Raw genomic sequence first — 12,423 nt, 5'->3', positions numbered from 1 at the left:
GCGTGCAGGCGCGCAGCACGCGCGCTGCACGCCCTCTCGCGTCAAGGCTGCTTCTTCTTCGCGAGGTCGCCCGTGGCGATCCGCTCGCGAAAGCCGCGCAGGCTGGCCTTCATCTTGCGCTCGTTCTCGGGGCCCATGCGCACCAGGATCTTCTGGCCGGCCGAGAGCGATTCGAGCTTCGGATCGGCGTATTCGTAACGCACCCAGGGCCGCTGCGAGGGAATGTCGCCCTTCACCTCGACCAGCTTCACCTGCACCGGCCCGGTGGGCTCGGGCGCCTGCAGCAGGTGGTCGATCACGGCGATGAAGCGGTCGTTGAAGTAGCGCCCCGGATAGCCCAGCTCTTCGTACGCCTGCTGGAACAGCGGGTACAGCCGCGCATACACCGCCGCCGCCTTGGCCGGATCGACCGACCCGGCCAGCATCACGATGCCGTTGTAGCGCGCCGCGTTGTTCGCCGCGATGGTCTGCACGCCGCCCTGCGGCGGCCCTTCGGTGATGAAGCGCTGCGGCGCGGGCCGCACCGGCCACTTGCTCGCGGGCGCCTGCTCGCGCGGCAGGTTGTCGACCGTGGCAACGAAGCGCCGCACCACGCCGTCAGGCTGCAGATAGGCCGCCACGGCCTTGCCGCCCAGCAACTCGGTGATCGCCTTGATCACGCGCGCATCGGAACCGGGCAGCGCGGGCAATGCGGCGTCGGGCGGTGCGAGCACCTCGACTGGGTTCTGCGGGCCCGTCAGTTCCGCAGCCTTGAGCGGCTCGGGGGGCGGCGCGTCGTTCGGAGCGATGGCCACGGGCGCGGTCGGCAGCGGCGCCAGTTGCTGCTGCTGGTACCAACGCCAGCCGAAATAAGCGGCCACCAACACGACGAGCGCGAGGCCGATGATGGTGCCCATCGGCGCTTCTTTGCGGGGTCGGAATTCGGGGGTGTCGCGGGGCGACTCGGCGTCGGACATGGGCGGTTCCTTTTGCGGGATGGCAGTGGGGAGACGAAAGGCAATGGTGCATCAGGATGGCCCGCAAGGGCCGCACGATCGCCACGTTCTCGTAACCCCCTGTGACGCCCCGATCGCGCCGAAGTTCAGTCGGTCAGCACGCCCGCATCACGCGGCGCACGCGCGCGGATCAGCGCGCCGTGGCGTGCGGGGTTGCGCCCGCGCTGAGCGCCTGCAGCCACGCCAGCGTGCCCTGCAGCTCGGCCGGGCGGATTTCGTGCGCGCCCGGAAAGTCCGAGCCCGACAGCGCCAGCGGCAGCCCGCGCGCCAGTTCGCGCGTGGCCTGCGCGGCGCTCGGCGGAATCACGTTGTCGGCGCTGCCATGGCTCACCCACAGCGCCTTGCCCGCGAAGGCCTCGGGCGAAGCGATGTGCGGCACCACCTCGGGCAGCAGCCGGCTGTGCCACACCAGCGCGGCGCGCAGCTTCTCGGGCTGCGTGAGCAGCAGCGACAGCGACATGATCCCGCCCTGGCTGAAGCCGCCGACCACCACGCGCTCGGGCGGAATGCCCAATTGCTGCGACGCCGACGCGACCATCTCGCCGATGAGGAAGCGGCTTTCGCGCTCCTGTTCCTCGTCGATGCGGCGCCCGCCGTCGGCCAGCACCTGGAACTCGAACCACGCATAGGAACCAGGCGACAGCACGTACGGCGCGCGCAGGCTCAGCACATGGAACTGCGGCGGCATCATGCGCGCGAGGCCAAACAGGTCTTGCTCGTTGCTGCCCACGCCGTGCATCAGCACGAGCAGCCAGGGTTCAGGGCCACCCGAGGGTGCGGGATGGTGCAGGAACTGCAGAGGCAGATGGAGCGATGTCATGGGTGAGAAGTGGCTCGAAAAAATGACGGGCGGCGCGGCTCAGCGAAAGCCCTGGGCCAGCGCCCGCGTGACCTCGGCCGAGGACACCTCGCGGCAGCCGGTGGCGTTCTGCCCCGACCACAGCGGAGAAAAATCGCCGCTGCCCTGCGCCTCGGCCTTGGCGCGCAGCGGCGCGATGCCCGAGGTGGCGAGCGGAAACTCCGGTGCCGGCCCGATGGGCCCGAGCTCGCGCATCACGCGGTTGACGATGCCGCGCGCGGGCCGGCCCGTGAACAGGTTGGTGAGCGCCGTGTGGCGCGCGGCCTCGCTCTTGAGCGCCGCGCGGTGCAGCGCGCCGGTCGTGGCCTCGGGTGTCAGCAGATAGGCCGTGCCCACCTGCACGCCCGCCGCGCCCAGCGCCATGGCCGCAGCCACGCCGTCGGCGTCCGCGATGCCGCCGGCCGCGATCACCGGCACCTTCAGGGCGCGCACCAGCTGCGGCAACAGCGCAAAAGTGCCGAGCTGCTTCGTGAGGTCGTGCGACAGGAAGTGCCCGCGGTGCCCGCCGGCCTCGAGCCCCTGTGCGATGACCGCGTCGGCGCCGTTCGCCTCGAGCCACAACGCCTCTTCGACGGTAGTGGCCGAGGCCAGCACCTTCGCGCCCCAGCCGCGCACCTGCGCCAGCAACGCCTCGGGCGGCAGGCCGAAATGGAAGCTCACCACCGGCGGCTTGAACTCGGCGAGCAGGTGGGCCACGTCGGCGCTGAACGGGTTGCGCCCCGGCCCGGTCGGAATGGCGGCAGGATCGATGCCGAACTCCGCGTAGTACGGTGCCAGCGCGCCGCGCCACGTGGCTTCGCGCGCATCGCTCGGCACCGGCGGCGTGTGGCAGAAGAAGTTGACGTTGTAGGGCTTGTCGGTGCCGGCGCGGATCGCTGCAAGTTCGCTGCGCATCGCATCGGGCGCGAGCATCGCGCACGGCAGCGACCCGAGGGCGCCGGCGTTGCTGACCGCGATGGCCATCGCGCTGCCCTGCACGCCGGCCATCGGCGCCTGGATCAATGGAAGTTCGGTGCCGAGGATCTGTTGCAAGGTCGTCATTCGGGGGCGCTCCTGTGTCCGTGTGTCGAATGGCGGCATTCTCCGGCGAAGCCGGTGGGCGCCGTGGCTGCGGGGTCATCGCGGGCGCAGCGGCCCGTCGGCTCAGCGCTTTACTCCTCGCTGGTCCACTCCACCTGCACGCCCAGGCTGCGCAGGTTTTCCACGAAGCGCGGGTGCGCGCGCCGGATCGGCGTGGCGTTGCGGATCTCGGACTTGCCCTCGATGCTCGCGGCCACCATGAAGAGCGCGATCGCCACGCGAATGATGTAGGGGCTCTCGACCACCGCCGGCGTGAGCGCGTGGCCGCCGAAGGTGATGAGCCGGTGCGGGTCGGACGAGAACACGTGCGCGCCGAACTTCGACAGCTCGCCGGTCCAGCCCAAGGCACCGTCGTACACCTTGTTCCAGAACATGGCGTTGCCCTGCGCGCGCACGCCCAGTGCAATGAAGATCGGCAGCAGGTCGACCGGGAAGTACGGCCACGGTGCGGCCTCCACCTTGGTGAGCACGTTGCTCGTGAAGGGCGTCTGCACCTTCAGCGGGCCGGTGCGGATGGCGCGCGACCAGCCGTCGGCATGCTCGATCTGCACGCCGAACTTGGCGAAGGTGCGGTCGATGAGCGGAAAGTTGCCGGGCGCGGTGTTGCGCACCACGACGTCGCCGCCCGTGATCGCGCCCAGGGCCAGGAAGGTGGTGATCTCGTGGAAGTCTTCGTCGAAGCGAAACTCGCCGCCGCCCAGCGTGGCGCCGCCATGCACCGTGAGCCGCGAGGTGCCCATGCCCTCGATGCGCACGCCGATCATGGCCATGAAGCGGCAGAACTCCTGCACGTGCGGCTCCGAGGCTGCGTTGGTGAGCGTCGAGGTGCCGCCCGCGGCGGCCGCGCACAGCACGAAGTTCTCGGTGGTCGTCACCGAGGCGTAGTCGAGCCAGTGGTCGGTGGGCGTGAGGCGGCCGGGCGCATACACCAGCAGCGAGCCCTCGGTGCGCTCCACCTCGCCGCCGAAGCGCTGGAACACCTCGACGTGCGGATCGATCTCGCGCACGCCCAGCGTGCAGCCCTTGACGTTGTCTTCCAGCCGCGCCACGCCGAAACGCGCCAGCAGCGGCGGCACCAGCATGATCGACGAGCGCATTTCCTCGGGCAGCCGGTGGCGGGCCGCGTCGAAGGCGGTTTCGCGGTGGTGCAGCTCGAGCGTGCCGCTCTCGTGGTCCATGCGGACCTCGCTGCCCAGCGTGCGGAAGATGTCGAGGATCTTGCGCACGTCGGTGATGTCGGGCACCCCGAGCAGCCGCAGCGGTTCGCCGGTGAGCAAGGTGGCGCAAAGCACCGGCAGCACCGCGTTCTTGTTGGCGGAGGGAATGATGCGGCCGCGAAGGGGCGTACCGCCGTGCACGATGAGGTTGGACATGAAGGGGGCGAACAGAGGGGGCGAAGGCACGAACTGTTCGCGCCGGACGGCGGAACTTTACCGTTGGAAACGACGGGTTTCCGGGGGCTCAGTTGTAAGAATTTGGATACGCACGCGGCGCACAGGTGCAGCCGCGGCGTGGCCTGGGAGGCCCCGGGAGGCCGGTCAGGCCTTGCGCTGGAAGCCCGGCGCCTGGTCGACTTCGGTCGGCTTGTAGATCTTGTGCGCCGCCGTCGCGGTGCCCGCGTCGGCCACCACCAGCAGGCGCCACAGCGGCTCGCGCACGGCGCACAGGCTTTCCTCGGGCGTGAGCGCGAAGGTCGGCAGCGCCGGGGCGGTGCCCTTCACGACCACCTTGAGCAGCATCGCGCCCTTGGCGTTCGACACCTCGATGTCGTAGCCCAGCGCCTTGCTGGTCACGTCTTCGGCGTTGTAGCCATAGCCCTTGAAATGGCCCATGACATAGGCCATGGCAGCGGCCTGGACGGCGTCCGTCGTGGTCGGGCCGGCCGGGGCGGCGTCTGCGTCGTCATCCGCCGCCACGCTGCCACGGGCCTTCGCGGCCGCGATGTCGGCCTCGGTGGGCACCCAGCCGCGCGCACCGCGCACCAGCACCGCGAGCTGCTGCTCGGGTTCCCAGCTCGCCACATGCCATTCGGCGTCGTCGCGCACGCGGGTCGACACCTTGGCGCTCTTGTTGCTCTCGAGTTCGGCAATCGCGACGCGGTTGGTCTGCAGCACGGCACGGAAGCCCTGGCCGGCGTCGAAGGTGCGCTTGAGCAGGGCCAGGCGGTCCTTGGCGCGCTGCGCCTGCTGGGCGCTGCGCACGCCGCCGCCGGGGCGGCGCTGGGCGTCGAGCGATTCCAGGTAGAACCAGCGGCCACCGGCCGCCACGCTCACGTACTCGCCCCAGATGGTGGCGATGACGTTGTCGCCCGTGGCAAGCCAGGCGTGCTCGAACGGCTTGTCGCGTGCGTCGAACACCCCCATCTTGGCGACGATTTCGACCGGCGTGAGGCGCGGTCCGGAGAGCCGCATCTCATCGATGGCGGCGAGCACGGAGGGGTCGACTTCCTTGTCCATTCAGCGGAATTCTGGCGAGTTGGGAGGGGGTGGGAGTATGCCGCATCGGGCATGCCCCCCGGGCGTGGCGCGCCCCGGCGCGTGTACCCTGCGTGCCTGGAAAGCCCCCGCATGCACGACCTGCTGACCTCCTATTTCTGGCACGGCGACACGCTGCGCAGCCGCAGCGTGGGCGGCGTCGTGCACGCGGCCCTGCTCGACGTGCCCGAGCCCCCGGCCCGCCTCGTGGCCGATTGGCAGCGGGAGATCGCCACGAACGTGCTGCTCGAACCCGGCGATGTCGAACCCATGCCGCTGGCCCGCGCGCGCACGCGCTGGCCCGACTACGCGCGATGCGTAGGCGCGATGTCCGACTGGCTGGCCACGCTCGGCCTGCCCGCGACGCTGCTGCCCGCCAGCGACGTCGCCCTGATGGCCTGCCGCGGCGCCCGCTACCACCATGACGGCGCGCAGTACGGCGGCGCGGCCTTCTGCAACCTGTTCCTCAGCGACGACAAGGGCCTGGACGTGCATTTCCCCGTCACGGGCCAGCGCATTGCGCTCACCCGAGGCACTGCCCTGCTGTTCGACACGGGCCAGCCCCACGCCGTCGTGCCGCGCGGCAGCGACCACGGTTTCGATGCGACCGATTTCCCGGACAGCCAGGACCTCACGCAGCTGTTCCTGACCTGGGAGCTGCCGATCGAAGACGCGCAGGTGGCGCAGCTGCTCGGCATCAACTTCGATGTCGATCCGGTCACCGCATCGCGGCTCGAGGAAGAACAGGTCCGGGTGAACGGCGAACCGGCCGAGGTCTGCGCGAGCTCCGGCCGCTGGCGCAGCGCCCCGTAGCAGTCAATCGCCCTGGCGGTAGTGAGTCCCCGGCCGCGATGCCGAATCGATGATGTCCCGCCACGACTTTCCCGCGCTTCGCAGTTGCGCGATCGACGGGCCCAGCGTGTTGCCGTAGCGGCTGTGCGATCTGGCTTCGAGGGCCTGCAGTTCGGCGGAAGGCGTCAGCGTGCGGTAGTGCAGCTTGAGGTCGTCCCGCTGCGCGAAGATCCAGCGCGCCACCTGTTCTTCATCCACACCATCGGCCAGCATCTGCGCGGCCGCGGGCCCGAGCGCGGCGACGGCCGCTTCGTAGGTCTTGCGCACATCGGGGTCTGTCATGCGGATTCGGGGAGGGATGCGAGGGCGATTCGCCTCATTGTGCATACGACGGGGCGCTACAGTGGCCGTTCCCTCCTCCCTTTTCGTGCATGCCCGGAGTCGACGATGCGCTACCTCTTCAATGTGTTCGGCCACACCCTGCGCGTCGAAATGACCGATGCCCGCTGGCGCAGCCACTGGGTCGGCGCCGACGGCAAACTGGGCCCCGCCCAGCTCGCGATTCCACCCGACGTGGCGCCGGCCGACCTCGCGCAATACCTCTACGACATCTATCACGAGAACGCGACGCCGACGAACGGCGATGTCTTCGAGATCGTCGCGAAGTGAGCCCGGCGTTGCTATCGCTGCGTCGTCACCTTCGATGACGCACGAAACGCCAGCCAGGCCACACCACCAAACGCCAGCACGAACACCAGCAGCGGCCACACCTCTCTCGCCCTGAAGCCCTCGTTCACGAGGTTGGCCAGCAAGGTCCACGGCACCAGCGGAAACGCGAGCAGCACCACCACCGCAGGCACATGCGCGTGCGACGGGAAAAGAACCAGCGCAAGACCTGTTGCCAGGAAGCTCGCCACCAGGTACGCGAGCAGAAGCTTGAAGACCACTTTCATGCGGAGATTCTGACCGCCCTTCTCGCCCGGTCGGGGTGACAGATGACACGGCAATCTGCTACACCTCGCGGTACTCGTCCACGCCCTGTGCGCAAGGAGATTCGACCGATGGCCCCAGCCAAGAAGCGCGTCGCCGCGAAGAAGCAATCGCCCGCTGATACGAAAGTCCCCAAGATGCCGCACGGGATGCTGACGCCGGCGCTGTCGTCGGGCAACGTGCGGCTTCATGTGACCGGGCAGATCAAGCTGCTCAACAGCTGGGTCGACCTTCCGCCCGAGATGGCCGCGGCCATGGTGGCGCAGTCGGCACAGGCCGACGCCCCCGCCGCAGGCCACCTGCCGGGCGAAGCCTCCCCCGCCCTCACTGCCGCGCTCGCCGGCACGGCCGACGCGCTGTGCACGCGGCTCTCGCCGGTGTCGACCTTCGGGCTCGCACAACTGCAGCGCCTGCCGATGGACGTTGAAACCTCGATGGACCCGCGCCTGCAGCTGGCGGTGGTAAACCGCCGCGCGGGCAAGCAGAGCATGCCGATCTCGTCCGCCGACGGCGACTCGGTGCCGGTGGTGGCGCGCGTGACCAGCCATGCCGAGTGGGCGGACATTCCGGACGTCGATGCGGGCTCCGACATCGGCACCGCGGACGACGGCACGGTGCTGGTCACGGGCCGCATTCCGCTCGGCAAGGCAGAAGCCATTCGCCAGCATCCGGCCGTGCTCAGCATGAAGGCCTCGCAGCCCGTGCTGCCGGCCTTGAACAACACGATTGCCTCGATGGGCGTGCAGGCCGACAACCCCGCGCTCGCCGGCACGGCCGGCGGCAGCGGCGTGGTGATCGGCGTGGTCGATTCAGGCGGTGACTTCGCGCACCAGAACTTCGTCAAGGCCAACGGCAAGACGCGCCTGCTCGCACTGTGGCAACAAGGCGCACCGGCCAAGGCCAACAGCCCCTACGGCTACGGCCGACTCTTCGAAGCGGCCGACATCGACAAGGCGCTGAAGAAGGCCGACCCGTACAAGGCGCTCGGCTACGACCCCGGCGCGGGCAGCCCGGGCAGCCCTGGCTCGCACGGCACGCATGTGATGGACATTGCCGGCGGCAACGGCCGCGGGTCGCTGCAACCCGGCGTGGCGCCCAAGGCCGACCTGATCTTCGTCGAGATGTCGGCCCGCGACATTGCCTGGACCGGCCACAACGCCGTGTTCAGCTCCTTCGGCGATTCGGTGCAGATGCTCGAAGCGGTGAAGTTCATCTTCGACCGGGCCGGCGACAAGCCCTGCGTCGTCAACCTGAGTCTGGGCACGAACGGCGGACCGCACGACGGCACCTCGCTGGTCGAGCAGGGCTTTGACGCGCTGGTCTCGCAAAAGCCCAACCGCGCGATCGTCCTGGCGGCCGGCAATTCGCAGGAAGACAACACGCACACGGCGGGCACCGTGCCCGGCAACGGGCACCTCGACGTGTCGTGGACCCTGGTCAACGGCAGGGGCGGCGAGTTCGAGCTCTGGTACGGCGGCAGCCATCGCCTGCGCGCCGAACTGCTGGGGCCCGACGGCGAGGTGCTGGCGAGCGTGGCGCCGGGAGAAAACTTTCCGCTCGGCGCGGGCAACGGCGAGATCGCCGCGTTCCTCAGCAGCCGCATCACCGACCCGAACAACAAGGACAACGTGATCGGCATCTGGCTCGCACCCAACTGGCCCGACGGCGAATTCAAGGTGCGGCTGTACGCCCTGGCCGCCGACGAGGTGCCGTTCCATGCGTGGCTCGAGCGCCTGGACATCGGCCAGTCGTACTTCGGCCACCCGGTGAAGTCGCACCTGCTGGGCTCGCTGTCGACGGGCAAGCTGTCGATCGTGGTCGGCGCGTACGACGCACGCAAGACGGGCGAGCCCGCCGCCAGCTTCTCGAGCGCGGGCCCGACGCGCGACGGCCGGCCCAAGCCCGAGGTCAGCGCGCCCGGCGTGCAGGTGAAGGCCGCGCAGTCGCGCACGAAGGACGGCATGGTGAAGAAGTCGGGCACGAGCATGGCGGCGCCGGCGGTGACCGGGCTCGTCGCGCTGATGCTGGCCAAGGCCCACAAGGCGGGCAAGAAGCTGACCATCGCCGACATCCGCGCCAGGCTCAAGGCGGGCGTCAAGCCCGGCACGGGGCCGGCCGGTTGGGACCCGCAGCGCGGCGATGGCCGCGCCGGCAGCGGCGCGATCTGACGATTCAGCCATGGCCCCCACTCCCGGCGCGGTTGTGCCGAACCTGAACGGGGGGTGTAATCTGTGTTCCGGCCCCCATCTGCCCTCTCATGACCATCGATCTGCGTTCACTCAAGAAGCTCGACTTTTCGGCCGCCCCCGCGCCGGTGTCGGGCGAGCGCGTCGTCGTGCTGGTCAAGCTGTGCGAGGGCGCCGAGCGCCCGGACTACATCGCCGCGCGCGCCGACATTGCGCCCGGCCTGTTCTCGGCGGAGATTCCGCTCGACAAGCTCCAGCAGCTCGAAGCCGACCCGGCCGTCGAATCGGTCGAGCTCTCGCGCCGCCTGCCCAACATCTCCTGACACGCGGCCCCGTGAGGTCGCTCCCTTCGCGCATGCCATGCCGGCAGGCGCCCGCACACGCGTGCACGACAACCCCTCCCAAGGAACATCCATGAGAGTGCTCGACGATGCCGCGCGCGCGGCGGTCCGATCGGTGATCGCAGCCCATCAGGCAGAGCTGACCGGTTTGCCCGGCTATGTGGCGGCGGAGCCGGGCTTTCCGTTGGTCGATGGCCGGTTCCTGCGCGAGCCCGCCGTGATCGTGCTGGTCGACCGCAAGCGCCCTTTGTCGGAGGTGCCCGTGGCCGAGCGCGCGCCCCGGCAGCTGGGCCCGTACCGCGTCTGCGTGATGCAGGCCGACCCGGAGCGGCAACTGGCCGCCAGCGCAGACTTCGAGGACACGGTCAACGCGCTCGCCGAAACGGCTGTCAATCTCGTCTACAAGCCGCCCGCAGGCAAGCCCATCGACAAGCCCTACAACGTGAAGCAGCCCTTCCTGTGCCACGTCGGCCCCGACGCCGGGTGGCCGGTGCTGCGGCCCTTTCTCGAAGGCACCACGCGCTCGCTCTCGGTGGCGATGTACGACTTCAACGCCGACCACATCGCGCAGGTCTTCATCGACCTCGTGCGCGACGGCGGCATCCAGGCCTCGCTGAGCTGGGACGACGGCATGACCAAGGAAGAGCAAGTCATCCGCAAGAAGCTGCGCACACTGCAACAGGAGGCCGACCTGACGGCCTGGCTCGTGCAGTGCGGCAAGGGCCGCCGCTTCGCCAGCGCGTACCACGAGAAAGTGGCGGTGCGCGACGGCAAGGCCTTCTGGCTCTCCAGCGGCAACTGGAGCAAACGCAGCCAGCCCGACATCGACCCCGTGGGCACGCCCACGCAGGCCAAGGGCATGTTCAGCAAGGGCAACCGCGAGTGGCACGTGATCTGCAACGACGCCGTGCTCTCGAAGGTCTTCGAGAAGTACATCCGGCACGACCTTGCCGCGTCCGCGAAGGAAGAAGCCGACGGTGCGGCCGATGCAGCACTGGACGTGGCGCCCAAGCTCACACTGCCCGATCTGTTCGTCCCGCTCGACCATCTGCTGGAACAGGCCGTGGCCTTCGCCGGGCCTGTCGTGCCGGTCGAACCCGCGCGGCTGCCGTCGGTGAAGACCACGGTCAAGGTCCAGCCCGTGCTCACGCCGGACAACTACCTGCCGCACATCAACGCGCTCATCGACAGCGCGCAGACCTCGCTGTACCTGCAGTTCGCCTACATGACCTGGAGCGATGCCGACAAGGACGCCGACTTTCGAGCGCTGCTGCACAAGATCGCCCAGCGCAGCACCGAGCCGGACCTCGACCTGCGCATCATCCTGGGCAGCACCAGCGCGGCCGAGAACATCCGCAAGCTGGTCGAGGCGGGCTGCAACCAGGAGGTGTTCCGCGTCCAGGGCAGCATCCACAACAAGGGAATCATCGTGGACGGCCAGACGGTACTCGTGAGCAGCACCAACTGGTCGGGCGACGGCGTGCTGCGCAACCGCGACGCCGGCCTGATCATCCACAACGAGGACGTGGCGCAGTACTACCAGCAGGTCTTTCTCGACGACTGGGACTCGCGCGCCAGAAGCCGCGTGGACGACGACCCGCCGGTGACGCTGGCCTCAGCCGATGCGCCCACGCCGCCGGGCATGGTGCGGATGTCGTGGGGGGACTATCACGGTTGAGGCGGCAAGGCGCCCGGCATGGCCTCGATGAAATCCACCGAGTGCAGCACCCGCCGCAGCTCCGGATCGTCCGAGGCCTGCCACGCCGGCAGTTGCGCCAGGAAGTGCGCAATGAAGCGCGCCGCCGCGTGCGACGGCGCCTCCTGCGCGCGGCGCACGATGCCCACGACGTTGCTGTGGAAGCGCTCGCGCAGCTGCAATGTCACCAGCGCATGGCGCAGGCTGTCGGTTTCCACCAGCGGCCAGGGGCAGAAGGTGAGCATGTCGGTCTTGCGCACGAGCCCCAGCATCATCGAGGGCGAGTGGGCCAGCTGGATGCGCTGCACGGGCGCGGCCAGGCCGTGCTGGCGGAACAGGTTGTCGAGAAAGCTCGCGCCCTCGCCCGGCGTGAAGTTGAGCACCCAGTCGTCCTGCAGCAGCTCCGCCATCGACTGCGCGCCGGCCCGCGGATGGCCGCGGCGCGCCACCACCGTCATGTCGTAGCGGAACAGCGGCTGCGCCTGCAGGCCCTGCATGGCCTCGTCGGGGCCGATGCGGCCGATCAGCAGGTCGAGGCTGCCTTCGCGCAGCCGCGCATAGCTGAGTGCCGACAGGCCGTCGAACATCTCGAGCTGCACATGCGGCAGCTCTTCGCGGAACAGCGACACCACGCGCGGCAGCAGGGTCTGCGTGACCCAGGGCGTGATGGCCACGGTCAGGCGCTGCTGCGCGCCGGTGTCGCGGTGGCGTGAGAGCGTGTCTTCCGCCTGGCGCAGTTGCGCCAGCACGCGCTGCGCATGTTCCAGCAGCTCCTGGCCGGCCGGCGTGAACGCGATGCCGCCGCCGTGGCGCGTGAACAGCGCGACCTGCGCATGCGCCTCCAGCTCGCGCAGGCCCTGCGTGACCGTGGCTTGGGTGACGCCCAGCGCCCGCGCGGCGGCGCGGATGCTGCCTTCGGAGGCGACGGCGGCGAGATAGCGGAGCTGGTGCAGCTTCATGGCGGTCGATTATCCGCAGCCCTCCGCAGCGACAGGCACAGCCCGCCTCCG

At 69.5% G+C, this 12,423-nt stretch carries 13 protein-coding genes; 5 read left to right on the top strand and 8 right to left on the bottom strand.

Annotated elements, in window-relative coordinates:
* Positions 1-41: 41 nt before the first annotated feature.
* From RZE79_RS11965 to RZE79_RS11945, 5 genes are all read right to left on the bottom strand, one after another.
* Positions 42-956, bottom strand: a complete 915-nt coding sequence (locus tag RZE79_RS11965) for a DUF3014 domain-containing protein (RefSeq protein ID WP_153284866.1) — start codon at positions 954-956, stop codon at positions 42-44.
* Positions 957-1,125: 169 nt separating this feature from the next.
* Entirely contained in the window at positions 1,126-1,815 is a 690-nt protein-coding gene (locus RZE79_RS11960) for an alpha/beta hydrolase (protein WP_153284867.1), read from the bottom strand.
* 39 nt (positions 1,816-1,854) lie between these two features.
* Positions 1,855-2,895 (bottom strand): nitronate monooxygenase, encoded by a 1,041-nt coding sequence (locus tag RZE79_RS11955; protein WP_319360568.1) that lies wholly within the window; start codon positions 2,893-2,895, stop codon positions 1,855-1,857.
* Positions 2,896-3,005: 110 nt separating this feature from the next.
* Positions 3,006-4,307 carry a UDP-N-acetylglucosamine 1-carboxyvinyltransferase gene (locus tag RZE79_RS11950; RefSeq protein ID WP_153284869.1) on the bottom strand — a complete coding sequence of 434 codons (1,302 nt, stop codon included), beginning with the start codon at positions 4,305-4,307 and terminating at the stop codon, positions 3,006-3,008.
* A 165-nt stretch (positions 4,308-4,472) separates the two neighbouring features.
* The gene (locus RZE79_RS11945; RefSeq protein WP_153284870.1) at positions 4,473-5,390 is read right to left on the bottom strand and encodes a protein NO VEIN domain-containing protein; all 918 of its coding nucleotides are present in this window, start codon (positions 5,388-5,390) and stop codon (positions 4,473-4,475) included.
* A 111-nt stretch (positions 5,391-5,501) separates the two neighbouring features.
* Between RZE79_RS11945 and RZE79_RS11940 the strand changes: the two genes are divergently transcribed.
* Positions 5,502-6,221 carry a hypothetical protein gene (locus RZE79_RS11940; RefSeq protein ID WP_319360567.1) on the top strand — a complete coding sequence of 240 codons (720 nt, stop codon included), beginning with the start codon at positions 5,502-5,504 and terminating at the stop codon, positions 6,219-6,221.
* Positions 6,222-6,224: 3 nt separating this feature from the next.
* Here RZE79_RS11940 and RZE79_RS11935 read toward each other — a convergent pair whose 3' ends face one another.
* On the bottom strand, positions 6,225-6,542 hold the full coding sequence (locus tag RZE79_RS11935) for a hemagglutinin (protein ID WP_319360566.1): 318 nt from the start codon (positions 6,540-6,542) through the stop codon (positions 6,225-6,227).
* Positions 6,543-6,647: 105 nt separating this feature from the next.
* Between RZE79_RS11935 and RZE79_RS11930 the strand changes: the two genes are divergently transcribed.
* Positions 6,648-6,869, top strand: coding sequence for a hypothetical protein (locus RZE79_RS11930; RefSeq protein WP_056573934.1), 222 nt, complete (start codon positions 6,648-6,650; stop codon positions 6,867-6,869).
* An 11-nt stretch (positions 6,870-6,880) separates the two neighbouring features.
* Here RZE79_RS11930 and RZE79_RS11925 read toward each other — a convergent pair whose 3' ends face one another.
* On the bottom strand, positions 6,881-7,153 hold the full coding sequence (locus tag RZE79_RS11925; RefSeq protein WP_319360565.1) for a hypothetical protein: 273 nt from the start codon (positions 7,151-7,153) through the stop codon (positions 6,881-6,883).
* Positions 7,154-7,261: 108 nt separating this feature from the next.
* On the opposite strand from RZE79_RS11925, the gene RZE79_RS11920 reads away from it, so the two are divergent.
* The 3 genes from RZE79_RS11920 (at position 7,262) to RZE79_RS11910 (ending at position 11,395) form a co-directional block, all read left to right on the top strand.
* Positions 7,262-9,358, top strand: coding sequence for a S8 family serine peptidase (locus RZE79_RS11920; RefSeq protein WP_319360564.1), 2,097 nt, complete (start codon positions 7,262-7,264; stop codon positions 9,356-9,358).
* Between the two features lie 89 nt (positions 9,359-9,447).
* A complete protein-coding gene (locus RZE79_RS11915) occupies positions 9,448-9,699 on the top strand; it encodes a hypothetical protein (protein ID WP_099796436.1) in 252 nt (83 codons plus the stop codon).
* A 91-nt stretch (positions 9,700-9,790) separates the two neighbouring features.
* Positions 9,791-11,395, top strand: a complete 1,605-nt coding sequence (locus RZE79_RS11910; RefSeq protein WP_319360563.1) for a phospholipase D-like domain-containing protein — start codon at positions 9,791-9,793, stop codon at positions 11,393-11,395.
* On the opposite strand, the gene RZE79_RS11905 is transcribed toward RZE79_RS11910, so the two are convergent.
* Positions 11,386-12,372, bottom strand: coding sequence for a LysR substrate-binding domain-containing protein (locus RZE79_RS11905; RefSeq protein WP_319360562.1), 987 nt, complete (start codon positions 12,370-12,372; stop codon positions 11,386-11,388). The two genes, RZE79_RS11910 and RZE79_RS11905, sit on opposite strands and share 10 nt — an antisense overlap.
* Positions 12,373-12,423 lie beyond the last annotated feature (51 nt).

The organism is Variovorax sp. EBFNA2 (genome assembly GCF_033802765.1).
Taxonomy (GTDB): Bacteria; Pseudomonadota; Gammaproteobacteria; order Burkholderiales; family Burkholderiaceae_C; genus Variovorax; species Variovorax paradoxus_H.
The sequence above is the reverse complement of the archived record's forward strand: the minus strand, read 5'-3'. Positions and strand labels throughout refer to the sequence as shown.

Excerpts from the sequence above, each read along its gene's own strand:
- RZE79_RS11925 (WP_319360565.1), bottom strand. The coding sequence starts at position 7,153 with ATGAAAGTGGTCTTCAAGCTTCTGCTCGCGTACCTGGTGGCGAGCTTC.
- RZE79_RS11955 (WP_319360568.1), bottom strand. The coding sequence starts at position 2,895 with ATGACGACCTTGCAACAGATCCTCGGCACCGAACTTCCATTGATCCAG.
- RZE79_RS11945 (WP_153284870.1), bottom strand. The coding sequence starts at position 5,390 with ATGGACAAGGAAGTCGACCCCTCCGTGCTCGCCGCCATCGATGAGATG.
- RZE79_RS11940 (WP_319360567.1), top strand. The coding sequence starts at position 5,502 with ATGCACGACCTGCTGACCTCCTATTTCTGGCACGGCGACACGCTGCGC.
- RZE79_RS11905 (WP_319360562.1), bottom strand. The coding sequence starts at position 12,372 with ATGAAGCTGCACCAGCTCCGCTATCTCGCCGCCGTCGCCTCCGAAGGC.
- RZE79_RS11915 (WP_099796436.1), top strand. The coding sequence starts at position 9,448 with ATGACCATCGATCTGCGTTCACTCAAGAAGCTCGACTTTTCGGCCGCC.
- RZE79_RS11910 (WP_319360563.1), top strand. The coding sequence starts at position 9,791 with ATGAGAGTGCTCGACGATGCCGCGCGCGCGGCGGTCCGATCGGTGATC.
- RZE79_RS11950 (WP_153284869.1), bottom strand. The coding sequence starts at position 4,307 with ATGTCCAACCTCATCGTGCACGGCGGTACGCCCCTTCGCGGCCGCATC.
- RZE79_RS11965 (WP_153284866.1), bottom strand. The coding sequence starts at position 956 with ATGTCCGACGCCGAGTCGCCCCGCGACACCCCCGAATTCCGACCCCGC.
- RZE79_RS11960 (WP_153284867.1), bottom strand. The coding sequence starts at position 1,815 with ATGACATCGCTCCATCTGCCTCTGCAGTTCCTGCACCATCCCGCACCC.
- RZE79_RS11920 (WP_319360564.1), top strand. The coding sequence starts at position 7,262 with ATGGCCCCAGCCAAGAAGCGCGTCGCCGCGAAGAAGCAATCGCCCGCT.
- RZE79_RS11930 (WP_056573934.1), top strand. The coding sequence starts at position 6,648 with ATGCGCTACCTCTTCAATGTGTTCGGCCACACCCTGCGCGTCGAAATG.
- RZE79_RS11935 (WP_319360566.1), bottom strand. The coding sequence starts at position 6,542 with ATGACAGACCCCGATGTGCGCAAGACCTACGAAGCGGCCGTCGCCGCG.